Origin of the sequence: Companilactobacillus mishanensis (assembly GCF_003946505.1) — a bacterium.
GTDB classification, from domain to species: Bacteria; Bacillota; Bacilli; order Lactobacillales; family Lactobacillaceae; genus Companilactobacillus; species Companilactobacillus mishanensis.
Genome location: NZ_RHON01000004.1, coordinates 66,852 through 87,908 on the forward strand (window position 1 = coordinate 66,852; position 21,057 = coordinate 87,908).

A 21,057-nucleotide genomic window follows, 5' to 3' on the forward strand; every position below is an offset into this window, starting at 1 on the left:
ATTAGGGGAAAGTAATTATGAAAAAATTTAGTTTTAAGAAAGTTATTTTATCAGCTGCGGTTGCAATGGCAGTGTTAGGAACAGGAATTACAGCAACAAGCTCCTTTGAAAGCACAGCAAAAGCCGATAGTGCAGAATCCACAGTTACATTTGATAGTGGCAATACATCTGGAAAGGTAGTTCAGTATAATGCAGCTACTGGAGCTTCTGCAACAAAGGATACTCCAACCTTTGGTAGCTTGAAAGATCCCACTCACATCAATATTTATATCGATCCATCATTAACTAGCTCCGAAATCAAAGCCGTTCTGTATGCAACACACAGTTGGTCATATGCAGCACAAGAATTGAATTTCTATTTAACAAATGATCCATCACAAGCACAAATCAGATATGTTACAGAAAAAGCGGATAATGGAACAGCTGGTCAAACAACAAGTTATTCATCAGATGGACATATTTTATACAGTAAAGTTCGTTTGAATTTACACGAACCAGATAATTACAATAACCTCATGGCAAGAACTCTAATTCATGAAACAGGTCATGCACTAGGATTAGATGACAATTATGACATGCCTACAACTAGTGTCATGTATGGTGTTGCAAATGCAGAATCAATGGGGTCAGGTATTACTCAAAAGACTTATGACATCAATAATATCGATAATTTATATGGGTATTAATTATAATTTAGGGGAAAACTAATGATGAGAAAATTTAGTTTTAAGAAGATTATTTTATCAGCTGCGGTAGCAATGGCAGTGTTAGGAACAGGAATTACGGCTTCAACGACTATGGAAAATACAGCAAGTGCTGCTGAATCTACAGTTACATTTGACCGTGGGTCTAATGGACAAGTTACACAATATAATTCATCTACCGGTGCTACCGCAACAGAAGATGGTCCAACATTTAGCAAGCTCAAGGATGCAACTAATATCAATGTTTATATTGATCCGGGATTAACTTCGGCCGAAAAAAAAGCAATTTTTTATGCAACTCAAAGTTGGTCCTATGCAGCACAAAGATTAAATTTCTATCTAACAACGGACCCTTCCCAAGCTCAAATTAAGTACTTAACAGGTAATTCTAAAAAGGGAACTGCCGGTATGACAACCTCACATATTTTGGGCAACTATATTACATCAAGTGATGTTCATTTAAATTTATCTGAACCTGATAATTACAATAATATGATGGCGAGAACATTAATTCATGAGACAGGTCATGCATTAGGATTAAACGACAATTACGATATGCCTACAACCAGTGTCATGTATGGTGTTGTGGATACAAAATCAATTAATTCTGGTATTACGCCAAAGGAATATGACGTTAATAATATCGATAGTTTGTATGGATTTTAAAAACAACTGAAACTAAGTCTTCTCCCAAGAAAGAAACTTAGAACACAAAAAGGCAGTTCAATACAATTTAGTATTGAACTGCCTTTTTGTGTTTGGTGAGAATATTTGGTTTCTATATCGGCATAACTTTGATATTGTTAAGTCAAACGGTAATCAGAGAAGAGTGATCGGAATGCATAATCGAATATTGTGGATAAGTATGGGAAGTGCGTTTGGGGCAATGGCTGTGATGGCAATTGTTAAGTATTTCTTTGATTTAAATTGGATTGGCACCGGCATCTTGATTATAGTTATGGCTGCATTAGCTGGATTGATTGCTAACTTTTTTGATCAGCGGCATAAATCGAATAGTTCTAAATGAATACATCTCAAATTGAGGTGTATTTTTATTTTCAGAAGACAAACTCGAACGTATGTTTTACAATGTTAGATAGCGAATTCGGAAGGAGGCGACAGTATGGCGACTAAAATTGGGATTCGACAATTGGTCGAATTTGTTTTGCGTAGCGGCGATTTGAATGAAAGCAAAAATAGTCAAAATACTGCTCTTGAGGGTGCCAGGATTCATCGGCAACTTCAAAAAAGCCGTCCAGTCGATTATGAGAGTGAAGTTTATCTGAAAAAAGAAGTTTCTATGAACGGCCAAGATTATCTGATATCTGGCCGTGCTGATGGAATTCAAGTCAATGATGATGAAGCTATTATTGAAGAAATAAAAACTTCTGATCAGGAGTTCAAGGATATTTCTGACAACACGATGGAGCTGTATTGGGGTCAGGTCAAGGTATACGGCTACTTGTTGCTTTAGGATGAAGTAAAGTTCGATAGTGTTAAATTGCAGCTGACTTATTTCCAAGTTACGACTGCCAAAGCTACTACGACTGAGAAAAGTTTTACTCGTGATGAACTGGAAGAATTCTTTCAAAGCTTAATTGATGAGTATGAATACTGGCTCAAGTTGCGTTCTGATTTGCGTAATCTCCGTAATGACTCGATTTCTGAATTGCCATTTCCGTTTCCTGAATTTCGGACTGGTCAACATGAGATGGCAGGTGCCGTTTATAAAACAATTTGCCTGAAGAAACGTTTATTTGTTGAAGCTCCAACTGGAACGGGTAAAACTATTTCGACTCTGTTCCCTGCTATTAAGGCAATGGGTGAAGACCGTATTGAGCGGTTATTCTATCTGACTGCCAAGCAGAGTACTCGCCACGTTGCAGAGGAAACTGTCGAAATGATGGCTAAAGACGGTCTCCGTATCAAGTGCATTACTTTAACTGCCAAGGACCAGATTCGTTTTCCGGAAGAAAGGGATTTGTTGCCGGAAGAGAATCCATTTATGGTCGGTTACTATGACCGCTTGAAGCCTGCTTTGAACGATTTGTTGCAGCATGAGGATATAATTACCCGCGCTGTGATTGAAAAATATGCTCGAAAACATATGGTGGATCCATTTGAGTTTTCTCTGGATACTTCGTTATTTTGTGATGTTATCGTCTGTGATTATAACTACTTATTCGATCCACTTGTATATTTACAACGATTCTTTACTGAAGAAGATCCAGATAACTTTTTCTTGATTGATGAAGTTCACAACCTAGTTAGTCGTTCACGAGACATGTATTCAGCGACTGCTAGCAACCTGCCTATTAAGGATTTACTGAAGCAAGCGCAAGAACAACATACTAAAGCAGCTGATGATTTCCAAAAGCAATTGAAGAAAGTTAGAAAAGTTTATAACAGTATCAAAAGTAACATGATGGATGAGAATAAAGTCGACGAGATTTCGGATGAATCGCCTGATGATTTATTGAAGGCTATGTCGAAATTTAACGATTTTATGACTGATTGGATGCAACAGCAGAAGCCATCAGACTTTTTGACAGCAACGAGAGACTATTTTTTTGAAACTCTGACTTTCGTAAAAATTGGTGGTTTCTACGATAAGACTTACAAAACGAGAATCGTGCTCGATGGTCCAACTGTTGTCGTGAAAGAATTGTGCCTGGATCCCAGCAACTTTCTCAATCAATCACTTCAGTTAGGGAGCGGTGCTGTATTGTTCTCCGCTACTTTATCACCAATGAATTACTATCAGAACGTATTGGGTGGGGAAGATAACAGTTTGGCTTATCAATTGCCATCACCATTCCCACCAGAAAACCAAGATATTTTGGTGACTCAATATATCAGAACGACCTATGCGCAGCGTGCTAACAGTGAACCTAATATAGTTGCTAGCCTACATTCTTTGATTGAGGCAAAAACTGGAAATTATCTATTTTTCTTCCCATCATATGGATATTTAAGACAAGTTAAATCAGCGTTTGAAGCTAAATATCCTGATATCAAAACAGTAACGCAGGAAACTTCAATGGACGCAGTTGCCAGGACGGAATTCTTGGAACAATTTCATGAAGATCCTGATGAGACATTAGTCGGATTTTGTGTGTTAGGTGGGATATTCTCAGAAGGAATCGACTTACGTGGAAACCGCCTGATTGGTGTCGCAATTATTAGTGTAGGATTACCTGGGCTGAGTGAAGAAAACAATCTTATCCGTGGTTATTATGATGAAAATAATGGTCAAGGATTTGCTTATGCTTATCAATTGCCAGGGATGAATAATGTCCTGCAGGCTGCCGGAAGATTGATCAGAAGTAGCCACGATGTTGGGGTGATTTTACTGTTAGATCAACGATTTGCCAGCTACCGGTATACGCAATTATTCCCACCGCATTGGAGAAATTATCAGAGGATACCTTCCCTAGACAGATTAACTAGTACAATTAACGATTTTTGGAATCAAATGGAGACGAAATCAGATGAAAACAAAACTGACTCGTAATTTAGAAAGTACACTTTATCAATATTGTTATGAACAAGGTGCTTATGTGGTCGAGGAAGTATCGATGCCAGATAAGAAAGGTATCGTTGATACTCTGAGTTATCAACAGCTTCCTGATGGACAAATAGAGTGGCGCTGTTATGAGCTTAAGGTCACAAAGAATGATTTTCACTCAAAAGCCAAGTTGTCATTTATTGGTAATTATAATTATTTTGTTTTAACGCAGAAATTATTTGAAGAAGTTGAGGATGAGATTCCAAGTCATATTGGAGTGCTTATTTACCGTGCATTTGATAAGAAGGCAGTTGATCTCGCACCGCAAACATTGCGGGCACCAGGATTTTTGACAGTAGCAAAAAAGGCCCAGTATCAAGGCTTACAAGTCGATGAAAAGGGGCTGACTAGTCATTTCGTGGCTTCTTTGTTTCGTGAAGTTGATAAAGCAAAACGTGTCGAAAAAGGCCTACAGTTATATTCAGATGACAAGCTCTTCAAAGAGTTAAAGAAGCGTGCAAAGACCGGTTATGATGTTTACAATCCAGATCATAATTTGTATGACCACTTTATTGATGATACTGAAAGTGATGCCGTAACGGCGTTGCAAGAAGAGTTGGATGCCAGAAACGCTGAGTACCAGGAGTTGAAGTTGAGATATGATGCATTGACCCAGCCAAATTTGGAGGGAAAAGTATGACCTACTATCCCTATTTGCGTGGACGAATGTATGACTTGTTAGCCCTGAAAGAATCAGTTGAAGCAGGCGATTTAGGACCAGATATTGTACCAATAATCGAGCCGGTCCGTGATTCTAAAGAGTTGCAACAGACTGTAAAGACACTGATTGAACATGAGCAACCATTTAGCGTAGTAGCGAACCCACAAGTTAGTGTCTACGGATTGAACGACACAAAACTATATCCATTACCGGATTTAACAACTATTCCATTCTTTTATCCAACAGCGATATTGGCGCCTGATTTCAGCACCGAGTTTGTAGAAACGGCAACGAATCAAAAGACTTTATTGATAGCTAAAAATTATCAGATTTTAAAAGCATATGAGAAGACAAGAATTTTGAAAAAGGTCAGTGGGGTTCTGATTCCGGAAGAAGCTCGAATTCACGAATTAGTCGGCGACAAGGCAATTTCCCTGACTGATCCATTAACTTTTGTGCCACATGTTGAAGATTATGCGGACATAGAGGATGAGTTTTTCGAAGGGGCTAACTGGTACCGCCAAAATGATAATTACCAAGGATTCGGCGATTATTCGATGGTCGGCAGCTATTACTTTGATAAAGGAATGCCATCCAGAGCCATTGCCCTACACGTAATTTATGCAACCGAAGATGGCAGCCTGAGAATTCATCATTTCGTTTCCGACAGCAATGAGAAAATGAGTGGCCAGAAAGATAAATTTTTCGAGGCAATCAATAAATTGGCAAAATGGGCGCCCAATAATATTCGAGGATTGAACGACACACCAGCGTTAAGAGAGTTGATAGAATACGCCAACCATGATAAATTCCCAGGATTAGGCATAGTAAAGAAACTCTCAATGCGCCACCATTTTCAACTAATGCATCGATTGTTTGAAATAAAAAAAGCATAGGTCCATTGCGGATTTATGCTGACTAATCATTTCCAAATTTTTTGATGACTTTAGTCATCGAAACAGTCTTTTTGCCTGAGTTAATGTATTCTTTGTGAGCCAGTTCTCCAACTATAGAGTCATAGGAATCTTCGAGCTCTTCAATTGAATAAGTTAATAAGAGATCGGATATTGAAGTATTATAAAGCGTAGCCATGTGTTGTAACCAAGCTTTTTCATCCTTAGAAACATGAACATAAATGTTTGCTATTATACTGTTCTCCCATTCGATTGATTAAGTTGATAGTAGTCCATATATGCACAAATCCACAAGTGGAAAAATAGAGCCATTTTCTATTGCACTAATATATCATGCTGTTATACTTGGGTTGTAACAAAAAGAGGAACACCAATTAAGGTATTCCCCTCGTAGCCCGTTAGACGGTGGCTTGAAACAGATACACTAATGACCGGAAACTCGCCAAAGCTAGACGGTCATTTCTTTTGTTTAAAGGTAAGTATTAGTACTACCAATGTTGAGAAAGCAATCATCAACATCAGAGAGTCATACACACTCATGTTTCCTTTCCAGGCAACACTTGCTATTATTAACCATTGGCATCACCCTCATTTTGTGAAAGTTAGCCACCGTCTAAACTTGCTACCAAATCATCATAGCATATATATACGTCGATATTACTCCCACAAGGGAATAAGACGACTAATTAATCATCTAATTTATTATAAATTAGATGATTTTTTATTTATTTCAATATAATTTCACAAAAAAAGTCCAACCAATTGGCTGAACTTTCGACTAACTATTTAAAATGTCTAATTAACTTTTGATCCAATGGAGGTTGTCCATTTTGTGGTTGAGGTTTAACTGCCTCGTTCAATGTGTGTTGGAAATCATTTGGGAAGTTATTCATAGTAGTATCCTTCTTGTCGTTTAAATTTTAGTTTTTGAAATATTTTGATTCTTTGATTAATGCGATTGATGCAGAAGTATATGATTTAGATGACTCTGCATTCATATTAGTTTTAGTGGAATTTTGTTTCATAATCGATATCCTTCTTTAATTGTATTTTTTATAAGTTTAATGTTTTTTATTAGTGTAATTTTTGAATGTTATTGAACAATGGATCAATAGCTAAATCAGCTTTACCATCGTGTCGTACCGCTGTGTTAACAGCGTTGTGAAAATCGTTTGAGAAGTTATTCATGTAACTACCAACCTCCTTTCTATGTCTTACATTATTGCTTCTGGAGCTTAGGTGGAGCTTAAAATAATGTAGTCAATTTATGAAGATGATATGAATAATTATGACGAGAATATTATATTCTTGATATACTCTACATAGGATACACAGGGGGGAGAAATCACGATGAAAAAATGGATGATGTTAGCAGTTGCTGCTGTAGCTCTGGTTACATTGGAGGAAACAACAACAGTGAGTGCAGCTACGATGACGATAGTTGATAAAATGGCGCCAGATTATACGGAAATAGTTCCTTATGATTCAAATATTCGTGAACCAAATTATGCGGGAATCAGCACGGTCTATACAAAGAATGCACTAACGACAATTTATGATTCAAATGGTAAGCCATATGAAACCATACATTTGGCTCCGAAGACTGCTTGGCACACCGATAAAATTTTTACTCAGAATTCAAATAGTAGTAATTCATCAGCTTTTACACAATACTTCCGAGTTTCTACAAACGGGTTTGTTAAAGATAGTGATATAACCATCGTAAATCCAGATGGTACATCAGTATTAAAAATGAATGAGTTCGGTGAGGGAGAGGCTTACAATAATTTCATATGGGGAAGTGGAAGAAATTACAATATAGTTCCGCTACAAGCGGGAACAACGTGGAAAATAATAAACGTCAAGCACATACACTATAGAATTCGTTTGGATAATCGAGACTTTAAACGAACAGATTACTTATTACAGATAGGAAATAATGTGTACTATTCAGTACTACAAAGTTCAGGTAAATTCACAATTGAATAAAAAAAGCTGATCCATAAGGACCAGCTCAAACCAGGGGAAAGGTTATAAATGAAATACTTGATTAAGGTTACTAAATTCTATTAGAAGCGTGTGACGCTATCGAACAATTGACCAACAGCGTTAACATCGTTAGCGGCTGTATGAATACCAGTAGAAACACCTGCACGTAATGAGTTTAAAATAATCATATTAATTTGTTCCTCCTTCTTTTGAACAAGTTCATTATGCAATTGGAGTCATAAATTAAACTTAAAAATCAGAGAACTTTCCGTATTTAAGTAAATAATTGCAGAATCAGGTTAATTATTTACAATTACAAGTTTTTGAGATATGGCGGAAGTATACTAGATACGAGGTGATCCCATGGAAAATGAATTAAAGAAACCAAATCAAAACATTCTTGATTCAGTGAAAGAAGTCGAAGACGACCTTTCAGGAAAAATTAGATTACCATCAGCAAACAATATAGAGGCGTTGAACAAAATATTAAATGGCAATTAAGAAAATATTCTTAACTGAAGCCAGCAAAATACCCACAAGCGATTAAGCGAGTGGGTATTTTGCTGGCTTCAAATATTTATTATTAATGATGTCCAAAGTGAACCTCATACCAAAACCCCAAAAATATGGTTATGGAACAATCTAGTTCGTAGGCCCGGTTCGCCGGGGGCTCAGCCGTGAATGAACGTATGTCGCCTTCGGCGCATGCGCAACCGTTGAAAATGTTGGCTACGCCAACAAGCTTCGAGGAAGCCAGCCCCCGCCGAACCGGGACGTAGAACGGGAAGAATATTACTATCTATCTACTTACTTCTTCTCACGACCAATATCATAATCATTATCCTTCATAGCCTCAACCTTACCCATCAAATAACCATTACCAACCTGTGAAAAGAAGTCATGGTTAGACGTACCGGTTGAAACTCCGTTCATAACGATCGGATTAACATCCTCAGCGTTACCATCAGGGAATAGAGGACTTTGACCAAGGTTCATAAGGGCCTTGTTAGCGTTGTATCTAAGGAAGACAAGGACTTCATCAGTCCAGCCAATATCATCATACAAAGTATGAGTGTATTTTTCCTCATTGTCATAAAGCTTGTACAACAAGTCATACATCCAGTCTTGCATCTTGCTTTGTTCCTCTTCAGAAAGCTCGTTGTAACCCAATTGGAATTTGTATCCAATATAAGTTCCATGAACTGATTCGTCACGGATGATCAATTTGATGATTTCAGCAACGTTAGCAAGCTTGTTGTTACCAAGATAATAAAGTGGTGTATAGAAACCTGAATAGAACAAGAATGTTTCCAAGAAGACACTGGCTACTTTTTTCTCTAAGCCGGTACCGTTTTTGTAAATTTCGTTGATGTATTCAGCTTTTTTCTGGAGGAACTCGTTGTGATCTGTCCATTCGAAAATTTCTTCGATTTCTTCAGCGGTATTCAACGTACTGAAGATAGATGAATAACTCTTAGCGTGAACTGATTCCATGAATTGAATATTGTTGAAAACAGCTGTTTCAGCTTGAGTACGAATGTCTTTTCTGATTTCTTCAATACCATCTTGAGATTGAAGTGTATCAAGCAAAGTCAATCCACCGAAAACGTGTCCGACTAGTGTATGTTCTGTGTCGCTCAATGTACGCCAGTCATCAATATCATTTGAAAGTGGAATACGTGTATCTAGCCAAAATTGGGAAGTAAGTTTTTCCCAGGTAGCCTTATCAACTTGGTCCTCAATTTTATTCCAATTGATGGCCTTATAATATGTATCAACCATGTCAGTTCTCCTCTGTATAACTATTTAAATCTAATATATTTTACCTTAAATTGAGCAGCTTTCGCACTCGTTACTTCCGATTTCATCATTATTTTCTGTAAATGTTCTTACATAATAAAGTGACTTGATTCCTTGGTAATAAGCGTAGTTACGCAAAATACTTAGGTCACGTGTTGTTTGTTTAGGATCTGTCTTCCATTCGTAGATTCCTTCAGGAATTTCTGAACGAACGAACAGTGTTAAACTCATACCTTGGTCAACGTGCTTTTGAGCGGCAGCGTAGATATCGATAACTTTACGCATATCTGTGTCGTAAGCTGACTTGTAGTAGCCAATTGTGTCATTACTTAGAAGTGGAGCTGGGAAGTATAACTTACCATTTTTCTTTTCTTGACGTTCTTCAACAAGACGTGTGATAGGCTGCAAACTAGCACTTGTGTTATTTACGTATGAGATTGAACCTGTTGGTGCAACAGCCAAGCGGTATTCATTGTAAAGACCGTATTTTTGGATGTTCTTCTTTAGTTCTTCCCAATCAGCTTTTGTAGGGATGTCGATACCATCGAATAATTCCTTAACACGGTTCAATTTAGGAGCGAAATCTTTATTAAGGTATTTGTCGAAGTATGATCCATCAGCGTAAGCAGATTTTTCGAAATTGTAGAATGTTTCACCTTTATCTTGAGCAATCTTGTTACTTTCGAATAATGTCCAGTAGTTAAGAAGCAAGAAGTAAATTCCTGTAAACTCGATTGACTCTGGTGAGCCATATTCGATGTGCTTGCTTGCTAAATAAGTGTGAAGTCCCATAGCACCGAGACCAACTGAATGGCTCAACTTGTTACCATGTGCGACTGAAGGAACAGCAACGATATTTGAGGCGTCACTGACATAAGTAAGAGCACGTGTCATTGAACGAATTGAACGTCCAAAGTCAGGGCTTTGCATCATGTTAAGAATGTTTGTTGAACCAAGATTACAACTAACATCTGTACCCATTTTTACGTATTCTTGGGCGTCGTTGATTTCTGAAGGTGTTTGAACTTGTTGGATCTCAGTACATAAGTTACTCATGATAACTTTACCGTCGATAGGATTGTCGCGGTTAACAGTATCAATGTTCAAGACATATGGATAACCAGATTCTTGTTGTAACTTACTGATTTCATCTTCAAGCTCACGTGCTTCGATCTTGTATTTCTTGATACGGTCGTCTTTGACCATGTTGTCATACTCTTTTGTAATATCAACATATGAGAAAGGCACGCCGTAGACACGTTCAACTGAATAAGGGCTGAATAAGTACATATCTTTGTCTTCACGAACTAATTCGTAATACTTATCAGGTACGATAACGCCTAATGATAAAGTCTTAACACGAACTTTTTCATCAGCATTTTCTTTCTTAGCAGATAGGAAGTCAATGATATCAGGATGGAAAACGTTCAAGTAGACAGCACCGGCACCTTGTCTTTGACCAAGTTGGTTACTGTAACTAAAACTGTCCTCGAGCAATTTCATAACTGGAAGAACACCAGATGATGAGTTGTCGATTCCTTTGATAGGTGAGCCAGATTCACGCAAGTTTGAGAGTGTAATACCTACACCACCACCGATACGTGACAATTGGAGGGCACTGTTGACAGTACGTCCAATACTGTTCATATCATCAGTAACTTGTAATAGGAAACAAGATACGTATTCACCACGACGTTTTCTACCGGCATTCAAGAATGATGGAGTAGCTGGTTGATAACGTTGAGCAATCATTTCTGTAGCAAGTGACTTAGCTAGATCTTGGTCACCATGTGCGAATAATAGTGCGTTAAAAAGAATTCTCATTTCATAGTTTTCGAGGTACAAGTCACCATCGTTAGTTTTGATAACGTATTGGTTGAAAAACTTGTATGCTGCCATGAATGATTTGAATTTGAAATGTTGATCCAATAAGTAGTTATATAAACTTTCGATGAAATCAAATGGATATTCGTCCACTACTTCTTTTTCGATAAAGTCGCCATCGATCATAAAGTCGATGTGATCTTTGAATGTATCGAATTTCTTAGTATTAGGATTAACGTTTTCATCAAAAAAAGCCTTAATGGCTTCTTGATCTTTGTTTAATGGAATCTTGTCATCAACTGGAATGTTGATCTCGTTATTCAATTTGAAATAACTTACATTTGTTACGTCTAGGTTATTTAGCCCCAACTTCACTCACGACCTTCTTAAAGTTTTTTACATCTTTATCGGTTCCATTGAACTCGAATTCAAACACAACAGGTACATTTAATCCCTTAGCAATGTCGCGTGCTGTGTGATTATATAATGTATTGAAATTGCGATTGCCGCCGCCTGCTACGCCGACACAATTTTTTGCATTATCTTCATATTGTAGAAAATCAATCACAGAATCCATCATATCATCGTCATATGAAGGAACGATGAGAATAAAAGACCGACCCATTTTGTGGAACGGATCGGCATCATTTATTTGGTATCCTTCTAAACCAGTTTTATTCATAAAACGAATCGTCTGGCCTGTAATTGAGTAAAAAGCGATGTCGGTCATATATTAACCGACAAGACCTTTCAAGCTATCTGGACGAAATCCGACGATTGGATCACTGTCTGCAGGCATAACAACAGGAACACTTTGGTATCCTTGTTGCTTAAGCATATCAAGATATTGTGGTTGTTGATTGATATTACGTTCTTCAAATTGGACGTTATGTTCTTTTAAGTATCTCTTTGTCATTTTACATTGCATGCAATTATTCTTGCTATATACGATTACGTTGTTCATAGTGCTTAACCCCTTTATTGAATGATTCAAAGACTAGTATAAAACAATTAAAATGAAAAGTAACTACATTTATACTATATATTGTGGTCGGTGGTATTTTTGCTACCGTATAAGGTGTGTCAAAATGCGGTAGGTCGCCATTTATCGAGATATAAAAAATTTGAATTTAATAAAAATGGGGCACTCGTGTTAAAATTAGCATATCAATAATTATAGCAATCCAGTAATATATTAAACATAAGATTTTAGGGGAGAAAAAAATGAGTGCATGGAATTTTATCGGAATACTTGCTTGGATCATAATCATCGTTTTACTATTTCTCGTCGTATTTAATATTAGAAATCGTCATCTAAAGATTTTAGTTGAAGATCGAAAGAAAATAACTTGGAAAACAATTGCTGTTGACGTTATCGAGATACTAGTTGTTATAGCTGCCGTTAGTGGGATGTTATACACAACTTTATTTACTCGTGTGAATTTGAATGATAAAAATGAAGTCAACGTCTCATATAAGTTTGAACCAATGATCGTTCAAACGACTTCTGATGGCCAAGGATACTACGTTAAAATCGACAAAGAGAATTCCAACAAGTCGACTAACGTTTACCAATATTGGTTGAACAATTCGCAATACAGTGTTTCCAGCCGTGATTCATCAGTTCAAGATGCTTCGTTACCATTTAACGTCTCAGGCGTTCGTTTAGATTGGCCAATGAAGAAAATCAAGAAGATGGATCAAAAATATCAGTACGCTTATGTAATTACAGCTGAAGCAAAATATAAAAATAACTTCATTAATGGTCTTGGTTTGAAGGCAGGTAGATTTGCATCAGAATACCGTGTTCTCCGTGTTCCTGACAGATCATTCATTCAAGTAGATAAGTAAACAATATACTTGTCTTGTAGCAGTTTTCTCGTATAATACAAGACAACAACAAAAGAGGGGGCTAAACCAATTTGGTTTAGCCCCCTGAGTTTCCGAATAATTTACTTAGCTTTAGTCATTTTCTTAGCACTAACAACGATTTTGTTGTTTAGTTCCATTTTGTTTGAGTCGTCTTTTGGATCATTCTTAGTTATTTCAACAAGTGCTGAATGTTCGTAGACTTTTTCAACCTTGCCTTGGAATGCATAATCCATATCTTCTTCGACTTTACAGTCGTATGTTTCGCCAATTTTTACGTCTTCTATTTTCATATCCAAACTCCCTAGAGTTATTTACTTAACAGACTAGTATCATAATATAGTAGAAAGATTTTTTCAAACCAAAAGTAATAGGATGATAATCATGAATAAAAAAGTCATAGTGATAACTGGTGCTAGTGGTACTGGTAAGACAACAATCAGCCGCTATTTAAAAGAAAAATATAATATTCCACAAGTTTTGACACACACGACCAGATTGCCTCGTGATGGAGAGGCTAATTGCGTAGATTATTATTTTGAAACTGATGAAACGTTTGAACATAATCACTATCTTGAAAGAGTCGAATACAGTGGACATAAATATGGATCGTCTGAAGAGGGATTACAGAAATCTTGGGATGTTGCAGACATCGTTTCAATTGTAGTGGATACAAAAGGGGCAATAGCCTATCAAGAAAAATACGGTGATTCTGCAATTATTATATTTATGAAAGCAGATTTAGATGCTGTGGCTGAACGATTGAAGTTGCGTGGGGATGAAAAAGCTCGTTTGGAACAAAGAATCAAAAGCCAAGAGAATCAACGTGATCGAGAAGTTCCTAAGGAATTTCAAAGAAATTATTATGAAATTGTTAACAAAGACATAAAAAAGACTAAAGAGTGCGTTGATCGAGTAATAGAAGAAATAAAATTAAAATAAAATTACATAATTTTTACAGAGTAAATACCACGGTTGAGCCAATTGTGTGTATTTATTTTTTTGTTTTTCAAAGTGTAACATTCTTATACAACTCTTGTAACAATTATGAAACATTCAGAGTGTATAGTAGTCCTCGTTGAGTGATAAAAGTAATTTAATTTATGAAATTTAAAACATTAAAAAAAAACAACCATTTACGGGGGAAATTTAATTTTGAATAAATCAGTAAAAAGAAGTCTTGTTACATTTACAGCTGCTGCTTCATTAGCAGTTACAGGTTTTGGTATCTCTACATTAGCTGACAACGCTAATACAGCAGATGCTTCTACAATCGTTACAGAAAACGTACCTTCAGTTGTACGTGCTAACTCAGATATCAAGTTATACACAGCTGCAGACAACAACGCCAAAGAAGTTGGTCGTTCACTTGCATCTGGTACAGACTGGGCCGTAGTTGGTGCAGCAAAAGACGATGCCGGTAACATGTGGTACGCCGTTGCTAACAACGAATGGGTTAAGGGTGCTGACGTTACAACAGATCCTTCAGCTACACAAGCAGCTACACAAGCAGCTACACAAGCTCCTTCAGCTTCATCAGTTACAGAAGGCTTGATCAACACTGCTAAATCATTTATCGGTACACCTTATGTATGGGGTGGTAAAACACCAAGTGGTTTCGACTGCTCAGGTTTCACATCATACGTATATTCACAAGTTACAGGTAAGAACATTGGTTCATACACAGTAGCTCAAGAATCAGCCGGTACAAAAGAATCAGTACAAGCTGCTTCAGCTGGAGACCTATTATTCTGGGGTAACTCAGGTTCAACATATCACGTTGGTATCTACTTAGGTAACAACCAATATATCGCTGCTCCTCAACCAGGACAATCAGTTAAAGTTTCAAACATCTCTGGTTACTTCATGCCTTCATTCGCCGTTCACGTAAACTAATATAAAGCGAATACGAAACATATAAAATTAAATACTACCCGTAAAAGACACGACGTTGGATCGTGTCTTTTTTATTGTCAAAAATACCGTAATAATTGCTGCAAAACATATTCGTTATGATAAGATAATAGAGCAACATTTGTTGCCTACCAGCCTTTTTTAGTTGGTAGTACTACTTATTGAGATGCCCTATGTGTGGACACCCAGTTTAATAAGTTCAGCTGAATAAAATTCGGCTTGTGTTTCATTATGATGAGGAAGGGTAAGAGACGAGAATCTTACCTTAAGGAGACTTGCTAGAAGTTCGAGAATACTTCTGGTAGGTCTCTTTTTATTTGGTTCAGATTACAAAAAAACTCTCCCAAAATGTTTTGGGAGAGTTTTACTTTTGTAGATTCTTAAGTTTGTTCTTCTCTGATTCCAGATGATCCGTTTTTCTTTGCAGGAATTCCTTCTGCTCTTGGATCTCAGAGATACGTTTATCCAGGTTTATATCAAGTTGATGTAAAAATTCAATTCCGTTGTCGTAATCTTTGGCATCCATTTTGCCATTTCCTAAAAGAGTCATAAAATCCTTACATTCTGTGATAGTTGCTCCTAGTTTTCTAAGGTGCATGACTTTATTGAGTTCTTCAATATCACTGTCAGAGTATTCTCGTTGTCCCTGACTGTTACGTCCAATTGGTGGTAATAATTCAATCTGTTCGTAATATCGCAAAGTATCATAAGTAACATCGAATTTTACAGAGACTTCTTTAATTGTGTACATATTTATTCACCTTTTTTTAAATATTCGCTTGCGCTAGTGTAACACTAGCGTGCTAGGATGTTCAATATTGAATGAGAAGGGACGTAAAAATATGAACGAAAAGACTATTACACTAGTAACAGGTGGCAATCGAGGAATGGGATTGGAGATTGTCAGAGAATTAGCTAAAGCAGGACAAACTGTCATTTTAGGATCACGTAATCTTTCAAAAGGACAAGAAGCTGTTAAAAAGTTAGTAGATGAAGGAATCCAAGCTGGTGTCGTTGAACTAGACGTAAATAATCCAGAATCTGTAGTTAAAGCAGCAAAAACAATCGAAGACAAATATGGCTATTTAACAAGCTTGATCAACAATGCAGGAGCAGTATTTGATTTCCGTCAAAAACCATCAGAGATCAATTTAGATGATGTAAGAAAAGATTTCGAAGTGAATTACTTTGGACTGATCAGCGTTACAGAAAATATGATTCCACTATTAAAGAAGAGTAGTAATGCAAAAATCATCAACGTTTCCAGTATGATGGGCTCGAAAACAGAAGCTCTTAATCCAGAATCAGAAGTATACAACGCAGTTGCAGTAGGATATCAATCATCAAAAGCAGCTGCAAATATGTACACAGTTCAGTTAGCAAAAGAATTTAAGAGAGAAAACTTGCCAATTACAGTTAACGCGATCGACCCAGGAATAGTTGCAACCGAGTTCGGTGGAGCCACACCAGAACAAGTATCAGCCATGGGTGGAAAGCCAGTTGATTTCGGAGTAGCAAGAACAGTCGAATTGGCAACTGATTTTGATAATAAAGACACAGCTACATTCAGCAATACACATGGAAAAGTTGCTTGGTAATAACTACATATAGGTAGAAAAGGAAGAGTGGGTCAGAATGATCCACTTTTTTTTGCTGCTACTTCTTAATAGGTAACAGATACAGCTATTGTTGTCACACCAAAGGATGCTACTCAAACTATTATATGGAGAGTATCTTGAAAAATCTTCACAGATATTATTGTATTTATATTATATTAATACTATTATATTAAATATAAATATATTTATATTATACATAGGCGTATTTATAAACATTTTATTGTGGGGGTATTTTATATGAAGATTAATAAAACTTTTAAAGGTGTTTTAGCAGCTGCTATGATGCTTAGTATTGGGGTAGCGCCAGTTGTTGCAATGAGCAACGTTAATACAGTTCAAGCATCACCAGAAAGCAGAGATTTTCCGGATGGAACTAAGTTTCCAGACCCTGAAACTCTTATAGTATATTCAGATGGTGGCGATTCTGTCGTATTTCTACGTAACTATAACAACGGTAAGCTAACAATGTCTAATCGTGGACTAGCCAATGATAGCGGTTGGTACGCAGATGAATACATGTGGGTACAGGGTGAAAAGTACTACCGTGTGTCAACCAATGAATGGGTTGCATCTAGAGATATTTTGTACTTTGATTAATATTTAAAATACTTATTAAGGCATTCAAATTTTGAATGTCTTTTTTAGTACGTAGTTTTGTGAAGAAATAAAAAGAACACCAAAGCTGCAGTTTAAAAATTAACCAACAACAGTATGGTGTTCTGTAACAGATATTTAGTTTTGAAATAAAATACGATTGAGTGCTAGCACGTAGGAAAGGTTCGCCGGGGACCAAGCAGCGGAATGAACGTATGTCGCCTTCGGCGCATGCGCAACAGTTTAAAATGTTGGCTACGCCAACGAACGTCATGGAAGGAACCTGACCGAAGTGCGGCAGTGAACAATAGACTAAACTAGTTAGTATTTTCGCGAATAGCCTCAGTAATCTTAGTCTCGTTATAACCCAACAAAATCAAAAACATAACAACATACAAAACCAAAGGAATCAGGGCATAATTGAGATTGATCGCCGATATTGCACTAGCTGTCTGCACATGATTAGAAGAATAACCTGCAACACTAAGCGATTCAGCAGTGATCAAACCACCAAGTCCAAGTCCCAGGTTAACTCCGAAATCATCAGTCGAAGCCAGCACACCTTCTGCTTGAATACCCATAGAAGTACCATATCTGATAGTGTCCGCGATCATAATTGAAACTAATCCGATGATAAATCCATTACCGATCGAGTTGACGAAGATACCTGTAAATATGGTAGGTAAATTCTGTGTATAAGCACCGAATGAAATTATTGCTTGTCCGATAAAACCAGTAATGATACCAATCAGCATGGTATTCTTTTTACCGATTTTTGCGGAAACAAAGTAAATTGCTACAACACCGAGAAGTGCTGTGAAAGTAAATCCATTAGCAATCGAAACTAGGTTCTCGTCCCTCATAACATATTTAAAGTAGTAGACAGTCGTCTGATTCTTGATTGAGGTCGTTAACCAATACAAGAAGATGACGATTGAAATGACGATCCAGGGTTTATTCTGTTTTAACATATTCCAGACGCTCTTGAGTGGTTGATGGCTGATTGTTTTATCAGTGAAACGCTCTCTGACGTGGAAGAATGTGTTTAAAATCAAGGCTAGGGAAATTATACCGAATAGAATAATTGTTCCTAAGAAGCCTTTTTGTTGGTCTCCACTGCCAAATAGTTGAACTAATGGCAATGTAAAAACGGCAACGATGATTTGGACAGATGAACCGAAGAATTGTCTGATGACACCGAGTAATGTGGTTTCCTGCTCGTTATCAGTCATAGTTGGTAGAATTGACGTGATTGGCAAATTGACAGCTGTGTAGAAGAATCCTAAACCTAGGTAAGTTACATATGCCCAGACTAATTTTCCGGCATGAGGGAAGAATGTTGGTGTTACGAAAGTTAAAATGGCAAAAATCACATATGGGAAGGCATACCATAAGAAGAATGGACGACTTTTACCCCAGCGAGATTTAGTATGATCGATCATAATACCGATGATCAAACTTTCGAAAACATCCGCAGTTCTAGCCACAACAAAAAGAATAGCTACTTCACTTGCGGTCAAACCAAAAACATCTGTGTAGAAAAACAACAGATAAGTAGTCATCATTTGGAAGACTAAATTATCTGCAGCGTCACTTAAACCATAACTAATACGTTCAGTTAAAGAAGTTCGCCATTTACTCATTGGCTATTTCTTCGCAGTCAAACGACGATAAAGTTCACGACCAACAATATCGTTAGTCCACATCCAAGCAATGTGGCCAAGTGCTTCAGAAATATGTTCTTCAGTAGGCTGATCTTCAGCAGCAGGGACAGTTTTCATCATTGGCATGATACCGATGTGGAATGCGACCCAAATTGCTAAACCGAAGATTGCGCCAGAGCCGACTCTTAAATAAGGACGGTTTTGTGACAAAACTTCATAAATAATTGCGAATGAGGTTGAGAAACCGAAGTGCATCAGGTAACTGACCCAAGGCAATTTATGTCCAGAATAAGAATATGTAGCATGAGTAACTTTTTCTGGGATACCAAATTGTTGTAGTAGTTTCTGTGGAGGATTAGTAGAATCACGTTCAGCTGTACGTGGTGGTAGCACGTTTTCCCAGCCAAGTTTAACTAATCCAGAGACCACACCTGTAGCAGTGCCGGCAATGACAGCTGCCTTCAGGTCAGTCTTTTGCTTCCTATTAAGTCTCATAAAAATACCTCCTCAAGCTATTTGTCTTCATTATAGAACAAGCTTCAGATACATGCTTCCGTTAAGTTTCAAACTAGGAAAGAATTTCTTACAAAAAGCGGTCATAATTTCTTCATACTTTTAATGAAGATTATTCTCAATTAGATAATTATTTGTTCATAATTCGGCGGTATTCTTTATACATAGACAAATAACAGAGAGGTGATAGATGAGACAGACTTCTGAAAGTTAAATATCCCCGATAGATATTTTCATAAATTACTTACACAACTTACTAAATATAAATAATCCCTAATAAATATAACTAAATAATATTCCCCCCTAAAAAATATTATTTAACCCCTAAATATATATTCCCCTATATATACAAGTAAGCCCGATCGAGCAATCTTTTGGGCCAAATTAAAAGAACACCGCATGCGTTGGCATCGGTGTTCTTTTGTTTTTAGTTGCACTAAGCACCTCTGGTGCGTAGTGCAACTTATGTCTGTGTGAGAACTCCACACAGACGTTCCGTTAAAAAGAAACTAGAGAGTCAGATCATAAATTAGAATGGTGCATAGTGCGACTTATATATTCGAAAAAAGGTCGACGGAGATGTTTATCATCAAAAAATATTAAAAATATCCTTGATTCCGTCTAGTCCAGCAACTTTAACACTATTACTAACATGATCAACTACTTGACCATTTCTAGCTTCAAAATCGTAACCCAATACGCTATTTGTTAAGGCATACCCAGATATTTTATTGGTAGAAATTTTGATGGCAGTTGGATAATTATTGGGAATTTTCGAAGTAATAGGAAAACCGACAATCATTCCAGTCAACTGATTATAAATATCAGAACTCATCACTAGCATAGGACGTCTAATATTGTTCGAATTCGGATCGTGTCCACCATACTCGTGTCCCGCATGTGGTTCAAAATTTATCCAAATAAGATCACCTTGCTTTGGGGATGTTCTATTATTTCCAAGCATCTTCTTTACCTATTGGATTACCATTATCGCCTATACCCATCTCTTTCATTGCTGATCTAAAATCGTAATCTTTGTTGGCTTCGTATACATTCTCGTGTACAGGGATGAATGATAATATTCCATTTTCATCAATCATAGGCTTGTATTCCTCATTTTCCTTAACATTGAAGCTAGCAGGTATAGTTATCATCAAAGAATTTCCTTGTTTTCTCGTTTTAACTGTCATTTGACTAACCTCCAATTGTTAATGTAATTATACATGTAATTACGGATATATACCATAGTTATGTATAAGGTAAATTACGTACATTTAATAAATTTATTCTGAAAATTCTTAAATCTTTTTTGGAACCATACTTCCAATTTTCACTTAATTTCCAAATTTTGGAACTATACTTCCAATTATTCAAAAAATCCATAATTTTGGAAGTATGTTTCCAATTACACCATGCTTAAAAAG

The 21,057-nt window shown here is 36.8% G+C and carries 24 protein-coding genes and 1 pseudogene; 13 read left to right on the plus strand and 12 right to left on the minus strand.

All coding sequences use genetic code 11. The annotated features are described in order from the left end of the window. Positions 1 to 17: 17 nt before the first annotated feature. The 6 genes and pseudogenes from EKM63_RS05700 (at position 18) to EKM63_RS05725 (ending at position 5,829) form a co-directional block, all read left to right on the plus strand. Entirely contained in the window at positions 18 to 686 is a 669-nt protein-coding gene (locus EKM63_RS05700) for a zinc metalloprotease (RefSeq protein ID WP_125704621.1), read from the plus strand. 21 nt (positions 687 to 707) lie between these two features. Continuing rightward, positions 708 to 1,370 (plus strand): snapalysin family zinc-dependent metalloprotease, encoded by a 663-nt coding sequence (locus EKM63_RS05705; protein WP_125704623.1) that lies wholly within the window; start codon positions 708 to 710, stop codon positions 1,368 to 1,370. Positions 1,371 to 1,542: 172 nt separating this feature from the next. Continuing rightward, positions 1,543 to 1,731 (plus strand): hypothetical protein, encoded by a 189-nt coding sequence (locus EKM63_RS05710; protein ID WP_125704625.1) that lies wholly within the window; start codon positions 1,543 to 1,545, stop codon positions 1,729 to 1,731. A 96-nt stretch (positions 1,732 to 1,827) separates the two neighbouring features. Beyond that, positions 1,828 to 4,218, plus strand: a pseudogene (locus EKM63_RS05715) (helicase C-terminal domain-containing protein). Next, positions 4,196 to 4,912 carry a hypothetical protein gene (locus tag EKM63_RS05720; protein WP_125704627.1) on the plus strand — a complete coding sequence of 239 codons (717 nt, stop codon included), beginning with the start codon at positions 4,196 to 4,198 and terminating at the stop codon, positions 4,910 to 4,912. Before EKM63_RS05715 ends, EKM63_RS05720 begins: the two are co-directional and overlap by 23 nt. After that, positions 4,909 to 5,829 (plus strand): sce7725 family protein, encoded by a 921-nt coding sequence (locus tag EKM63_RS05725; RefSeq protein ID WP_125704629.1) that lies wholly within the window; start codon positions 4,909 to 4,911, stop codon positions 5,827 to 5,829. The genes EKM63_RS05720 and EKM63_RS05725 overlap by 4 nt, the downstream gene beginning before the upstream one ends. A gap of 22 nt (positions 5,830 to 5,851) precedes the next feature. Here the strand turns inward: EKM63_RS05725 and relB are convergent, their stop codons facing one another. Together relB and EKM63_RS11595 are read right to left on the minus strand one after the other, a co-directional pair. After that, the gene (gene relB, locus EKM63_RS11440; RefSeq protein ID WP_318530632.1) at positions 5,852 to 6,100 is read right to left on the minus strand and encodes a type II toxin-antitoxin system RelB family antitoxin; all 249 of its coding nucleotides are present in this window, start codon (positions 6,098 to 6,100) and stop codon (positions 5,852 to 5,854) included. Positions 6,101 to 6,303: 203 nt separating this feature from the next. Further along, positions 6,304 to 6,387, minus strand: a complete 84-nt coding sequence (locus tag EKM63_RS11595; RefSeq protein ID WP_225418271.1) for a putative holin-like toxin — start codon at positions 6,385 to 6,387, stop codon at positions 6,304 to 6,306. Positions 6,388 to 7,197: 810 nt separating this feature from the next. On the opposite strand from EKM63_RS11595, the gene EKM63_RS05735 reads away from it, so the two are divergent. Together EKM63_RS05735 and EKM63_RS11285 are read left to right on the plus strand one after the other, a co-directional pair. Beyond that, a complete protein-coding gene (locus EKM63_RS05735; protein WP_125704631.1) occupies positions 7,198 to 7,836 on the plus strand; it encodes a hypothetical protein in 639 nt (212 codons plus the stop codon). Positions 7,837 to 8,199: 363 nt separating this feature from the next. Next, entirely contained in the window at positions 8,200 to 8,337 is a 138-nt protein-coding gene (locus tag EKM63_RS11285; protein WP_153383538.1) for a hypothetical protein, read from the plus strand. A 306-nt stretch (positions 8,338 to 8,643) separates the two neighbouring features. Here EKM63_RS11285 and nrdF read toward each other — a convergent pair whose 3' ends face one another. The 4 genes from nrdF to nrdH are packed head-to-tail and all read right to left on the minus strand — an operon-like array spanning position 8,644 to position 12,424. Further along, a complete protein-coding gene (gene nrdF, locus EKM63_RS05740) occupies positions 8,644 to 9,618 on the minus strand; it encodes a class 1b ribonucleoside-diphosphate reductase subunit beta (protein WP_125704633.1) in 975 nt (324 codons plus the stop codon). Between the two features lie 45 nt (positions 9,619 to 9,663). Continuing rightward, a complete protein-coding gene (gene nrdE / locus EKM63_RS05745) occupies positions 9,664 to 11,829 on the minus strand; it encodes a class 1b ribonucleoside-diphosphate reductase subunit alpha (RefSeq protein ID WP_125704926.1) in 2,166 nt (721 codons plus the stop codon). Further along, positions 11,816 to 12,190: a class Ib ribonucleoside-diphosphate reductase assembly flavoprotein NrdI gene (nrdI, locus tag EKM63_RS05750; protein ID WP_125704635.1), complete on the minus strand. Its 375-nt coding sequence runs from the start codon at positions 12,188 to 12,190 to the stop codon at positions 11,816 to 11,818. The genes nrdE and nrdI overlap by 14 nt, the downstream gene beginning before the upstream one ends. Positions 12,191 to 12,193: 3 nt before the next feature. Next, positions 12,194 to 12,424 carry a glutaredoxin-like protein NrdH gene (gene nrdH, locus EKM63_RS05755; protein WP_125704637.1) on the minus strand — a complete coding sequence of 77 codons (231 nt, stop codon included), beginning with the start codon at positions 12,422 to 12,424 and terminating at the stop codon, positions 12,194 to 12,196. A 260-nt stretch (positions 12,425 to 12,684) separates the two neighbouring features. Between nrdH and EKM63_RS05760 the strand changes: the two genes are divergently transcribed. Then, entirely contained in the window at positions 12,685 to 13,311 is a 627-nt protein-coding gene (locus EKM63_RS05760; RefSeq protein WP_125704639.1) for an LVIS_2131 family protein, read from the plus strand. A gap of 101 nt (positions 13,312 to 13,412) precedes the next feature. Here EKM63_RS05760 and EKM63_RS05765 read toward each other — a convergent pair whose 3' ends face one another. Further along, a complete protein-coding gene (locus EKM63_RS05765; RefSeq protein WP_125704641.1) occupies positions 13,413 to 13,622 on the minus strand; it encodes a DUF2187 family protein in 210 nt (69 codons plus the stop codon). 91 nt (positions 13,623 to 13,713) lie between these two features. Between EKM63_RS05765 and EKM63_RS05770 the strand changes: the two genes are divergently transcribed. Both EKM63_RS05770 and EKM63_RS05775 read left to right on the plus strand, forming a co-directional pair. Beyond that, entirely contained in the window at positions 13,714 to 14,271 is a 558-nt protein-coding gene (locus EKM63_RS05770) for an AAA family ATPase (protein ID WP_191988654.1), read from the plus strand. Between the two features lie 213 nt (positions 14,272 to 14,484). Continuing rightward, positions 14,485 to 15,225, plus strand: coding sequence for a C40 family peptidase (locus tag EKM63_RS05775; protein WP_125704643.1), 741 nt, complete (start codon positions 14,485 to 14,487; stop codon positions 15,223 to 15,225). Positions 15,226 to 15,607: 382 nt separating this feature from the next. On the opposite strand, the gene EKM63_RS05780 is transcribed toward EKM63_RS05775, so the two are convergent. Then, positions 15,608 to 15,994 (minus strand): MerR family transcriptional regulator, encoded by a 387-nt coding sequence (locus EKM63_RS05780; RefSeq protein ID WP_125704645.1) that lies wholly within the window; start codon positions 15,992 to 15,994, stop codon positions 15,608 to 15,610. A 67-nt stretch (positions 15,995 to 16,061) separates the two neighbouring features. On the opposite strand from EKM63_RS05780, the gene EKM63_RS05785 reads away from it, so the two are divergent. After that, the gene (locus tag EKM63_RS05785; protein ID WP_225418264.1) at positions 16,062 to 16,841 is read left to right on the plus strand and encodes an SDR family NAD(P)-dependent oxidoreductase; all 780 of its coding nucleotides are present in this window, start codon (positions 16,062 to 16,064) and stop codon (positions 16,839 to 16,841) included. A gap of 258 nt (positions 16,842 to 17,099) precedes the next feature. Further along, positions 17,100 to 17,459 carry a hypothetical protein gene (locus EKM63_RS05790; protein ID WP_125704647.1) on the plus strand — a complete coding sequence of 120 codons (360 nt, stop codon included), beginning with the start codon at positions 17,100 to 17,102 and terminating at the stop codon, positions 17,457 to 17,459. Positions 17,460 to 17,773: 314 nt separating this feature from the next. Here the strand turns inward: EKM63_RS05790 and EKM63_RS05795 are convergent, their stop codons facing one another. The 4 genes from EKM63_RS05795 to mazE form a co-directional block, all read right to left on the minus strand. After that, positions 17,774 to 19,099, minus strand: a complete 1,326-nt coding sequence (locus tag EKM63_RS05795; RefSeq protein WP_125704649.1) for an MFS transporter — start codon at positions 19,097 to 19,099, stop codon at positions 17,774 to 17,776. Positions 19,100 to 19,102: 3 nt separating this feature from the next. Continuing rightward, positions 19,103 to 19,615 (minus strand): DUF1440 domain-containing protein, encoded by a 513-nt coding sequence (locus tag EKM63_RS05800; RefSeq protein ID WP_125704651.1) that lies wholly within the window; start codon positions 19,613 to 19,615, stop codon positions 19,103 to 19,105. Positions 19,616 to 20,222: 607 nt separating this feature from the next. After that, positions 20,223 to 20,597 carry a type II toxin-antitoxin system PemK/MazF family toxin gene (locus EKM63_RS05805; RefSeq protein ID WP_125704653.1) on the minus strand — a complete coding sequence of 125 codons (375 nt, stop codon included), beginning with the start codon at positions 20,595 to 20,597 and terminating at the stop codon, positions 20,223 to 20,225. Then, the gene (mazE, locus tag EKM63_RS05810; RefSeq protein WP_125704655.1) at positions 20,584 to 20,823 is read right to left on the minus strand and encodes a type II toxin-antitoxin system PemI/MazE family antitoxin; all 240 of its coding nucleotides are present in this window, start codon (positions 20,821 to 20,823) and stop codon (positions 20,584 to 20,586) included. The genes EKM63_RS05805 and mazE overlap by 14 nt, the downstream gene beginning before the upstream one ends. Positions 20,824 to 21,057: the final 234 nt, after the last annotated feature.